This is a genomic window from Roseovarius halophilus (ex Wu et al. 2025) (genome assembly GCF_047086965.1).
Genome location: NZ_JBKOTX010000343.1, coordinates 1 through 3,607, shown reverse-complemented (window position 1 = coordinate 3,607; position 3,607 = coordinate 1). Strand labels below are relative to the sequence as shown.

General features: G+C 66.7%; 3 protein-coding genes. 1 reads left to right on the top strand and 2 read right to left on the bottom strand.

Going from position 1 to position 3,607, the window contains the following annotated elements; translation table 11 throughout:
• On the bottom strand, nucleotides 1-985 hold a 985-nt coding region (locus ACH107_RS31015; protein ID WP_412509525.1), incomplete at its 3' end, for a glycosyltransferase.
• Between the two features lie 76 nt (nucleotides 986-1,061).
• Complete coding sequence (gene glmM / locus ACH107_RS31010; protein ID WP_412509524.1) at nucleotides 1,062-2,405, bottom strand: phosphoglucosamine mutase; 1,344 nt, start codon at nucleotides 2,403-2,405, stop codon at nucleotides 1,062-1,064.
• 219 nt (nucleotides 2,406-2,624) lie between these two features.
• On the opposite strand from glmM, the gene wecB reads away from it, so the two are divergent.
• Nucleotides 2,625-3,607, top strand: a 983-nt coding sequence (gene wecB / locus ACH107_RS31005; protein WP_412509523.1) for a non-hydrolyzing UDP-N-acetylglucosamine 2-epimerase, incomplete at its 3' end; no start/stop codon positions are given.

The following is a 3,607-nucleotide window of genomic DNA, read 5'->3' as shown; positions in this document are numbered from 1 at the left end:
GCCGCCGCATCAGCCCCTCGTCCCGCGCAAGCGGTCTGAACCGGGCGGGATCGCAGGCATTGGGCACCATCCCGATACGATCGGGGGCGACGCCCCTGTTTTCCAGCTCCGCGCGCATCGGGTCGGTCAGGGTCAGCACCGCCTCGGCCGCGCGGGCCGTCGCGGTCTCCAGGAACCGCTCCTGGCGCCCGGTCACCGTCAGGGCATAGGCCGGGTCGCGGGAGGCATGGGTGATCTCCCAGAACCCGCGCGTTTCGTAGATGAAGGGCAGGCCGGCGCCATGGGCGGCAAGGCAGGCGGGCAGGGCGGTCGTGTGGTTCGAGGCCGCCACCACGCAGGCCGGGCGGTGGTGGCGGATCGCCTCGCCTATACGTTCGGCCGCCTGTTCCAGGTAGTCGACGGAGGCATGGGCCATGTGATCAGTGGGCCGGCGCGGCCAGGCCGTACGCGACGGATCGGCAAGGCGATGGTATCGAACGCCGTCGACCTCTTCGACGGGGGGGAGCTCCGCGCCGGGATCGTCGCCGGGAAAGAGGTCGAACGGAAATCCCGGCCGGGTCAGGCAGACAAGATCCGTTCCCTGCTCCAGCAGTGCCCGGGCCAACCCGTGGCTGCGGGTGGCATAGCCGTCGCTCGCATGGGGCAGGGATTTGTGCAGCATGTAAAGTATGCGCCCGGGCACGGGCGCGAAATCCCGGGCATGACGTTCGTCCAGGCGCCGGGCCAGTGCCATAGCCCGCCACGGGCCGGCGCGGATATCGTCCACCAGGGCCTGAAGGCCGGGATCATCGCCTCCCTTCGCCTCGGCCAGCGACAGGGCCTCTTCCAGGCGTTCCGGATCGTAAAGGGCAAGGGCGCCCTTGCAATAGGCCCCCAATGTGCGCGGGTCGGGCCGCAGATCCGCCGCCTCGCGCAGGATACCGAGCGCACTCTCGTGGCCCGCCTCCGCAAGGAAACGCCCGGCCAGGGCCATGCCGCGGGCCACGGGCCCGTTCCGGTCAGGCCCGGACGTCATCGTGCCCCGATGCCCGTGCAGCCCCTTTCGGCACGCGAACCACCGGTCAGCCGTAAAGGGCGACTTTTTCCGCGATCCGGTCGACGACCCTTTCCAGCAGCGCCGGATCGAGGCTTTCGCCCATCACGCGGATCAGCGGTTCGGTTCCCGACTTGCGGATCAGAAGCCGCCCGTCCCCGCCCAGCTGTTCCTCGCCTTGAGAAATGGCCTCGCGTACGGCCTCGTGCTCCAGGGGCGTGTTGCCGGCCCCGTAGCGCACGTTCCGCAAAAGCTGGGGTACCGGCTCGAACTGGCGGGTCAGTCTGCTTGCCGTTTCCCCGCTTTCCTTCAACAGGGCCAGGAATTGCAGCCCGGCGACCAGCCCGTCGCCTGTCGTGGCGTGATCGGCCAGCACGATATGGCCTGATTGCTCACCACCCATGTTGAAGCCGCCCGCGCGCATTTCCTCGACGACGTATCGGTCGCCCACGGGCGTGCGGCGCAGCGTGATCCCCTGGGTGGCCAGGTGCCGCTCCAGCCCCAGATTGGACATCACCGTGGCAACGAGCGTGTTGTGCCTGAGCCGCCCCGTCCGGGCCCAGTGCCCGGCCAGCAGCGCCATGATCTGGTCGCCGTCCACGACGGCCCCGGTTTCATCCAGCACGATGATCCGGTCAGCATCGCCATCAAGGCAGATCGCCGCGTCGGCCCCCGTCTCGCGCACCGTTCGCGCCGCCTGTGCCGGATCGGTCGAGCCACAACCCGCATTGATGTTGTAGCCGTCGGGGGACACCCCGAGCGGGATAACCTCGGCGCCCAGTTCCCAGAGCAGTTCGGGGGCGGCGGCATAGGCCGCCCCGTTGGCGCAGTCGAGCACCACCTTGAGACCGTGGAACCGGGTGCGGTCGGGCACGGTCGTCTTGGCGTATTCCACGTAGCGGCCCGCGGAATCGTTGACCCGTGTCACCCGGCCCAGTTGCTGGTCGCACAGGGCCCCGGTGGCCCCTTCGGCCAGGAAGGCCTCGATCTCGGTCTCGGCCGCGTCCGACAGCTTGTACCCGTCGGGACCGAAGAACTTGATACCGTTGTCGTGGTAGGGGTTGTGCGAGGCCGAGATCATCACGCCCAGGTCAGCCCGCATGGAATGGGTGAGCAGGCCGACCGCCGGCGTGGGCAACGGCCCGAGGGCGAAAACGTCCATGCCGGCGGCGGTGAACCCGGCCGTGAGCGCGTTTTCCAGCATGTAGCAGGAACGGCGCGTATCCTTGCCGATGACGATGCGATGGGTCTTGGTGTCGGCGTTGAAATACCGCCCGACCGCCTGGGCCAGGTCAACCATGAAACCCGCGGTCATCGGATGGGTGTTGGCCTTGCCCCGGATGCCGTCGGTTCCGAAGAATTTACGCGTCATGAAATACCGCCCCCGTTGTGATCTCTGCGACGCCGCACAGAGCTTTCGAGGCTCTACCGTGCCGGCGACCGGTTGACAACTTTCGGGCGCAAAAACGCCCCGCGGCCCGCGATATTCCGCCCGCGGGCCGGGGTATTGCGCATGATTTTCAGGTTGTATTCTTTTCCCGAATGGGCAATGCAATTGCAGCAATTCATTGTATGGACGAAAGAGCCCGGTTTGAAAATTCTCATTGTTTTCGGCACCAGGCCCGAAGCGATCAAGATGGCCCCGGTCATCAAGCGCTTGCAAGCGACGGACGGGCTCGACGTTGATGTCTGCGTGACGGCGCAGCACCGCCAGATGCTCGACCAGGTTCTCGCGCTTTTCGGGATCGAGCCGGACTTCGACCTTGACGTGATGAAGCCCGGACAGGATCTGACCGACATAACCTCCAACATCCTGCTGTCGCTGCGCGATCTGCTGAAGGAAGGCCGGTACGATCGCCTTCTGGTGCATGGCGACACCACCACGACCATGGCCGGTGCCCTCGCCGCGTTCTACGCCCAGATCCCCGTCGGCCACGTGGAAGCCGGCCTGCGGACAGGCAATATCTACGCCCCCTGGCCGGAAGAGATGAACCGCATGATCGTGGGGCGCGTCGCCGACATGCATTTCGCCCCCACGGCGACCTCGCGCCAGAGCCTGCTGGCCGAGAACGTGGACGATGCCGACATCTTCGTGACCGGCAACACCGTCATCGACGCCCTGCAGGAAATCGTGGCCCGCTTCGATGGCGACCCGACGCTCGATGCGCAGATGAAGGCGAAATTCCCCTTTCTCGACGACAGCCGGCGCATGATCCTCGTCACAGGGCACCGCCGCGAGAATTTCGGCGACGGGTTCGAGAATATCTGCCGCGCGCTGAGGGAAATCAGCGAGCGGAGCGATGCCCAGATCGTCTATCCGGTGCATCTCAACCCCAATGTGCAGGATCCGGTGAACCGGATCCTGGGCAAGACCGCCGAGGTCTACCTGATCGAGCCGCAGGATTACCTGCCCTTCGTCTGGCTGATGCGCCGGGCCCACCTGATCATCACCGACTCGGGTGGCGTGCAGGAGGAGGCGCCCTCGCTCGGCAAGCCGGTCCTGGTGATGCGGGACACGACCGAGCGCCCCGAGGCGGTCGAGGCCGGGACCGTGAAGCTGGTGGGCACCGATGG

Excerpts from the sequence above, each read along its gene's own strand:
- glmM (WP_412509524.1), bottom strand. The coding sequence starts at position 2,405 with ATGACGCGTAAATTCTTCGGAACCGACGGCATCCGGGGCAAGGCCAAC.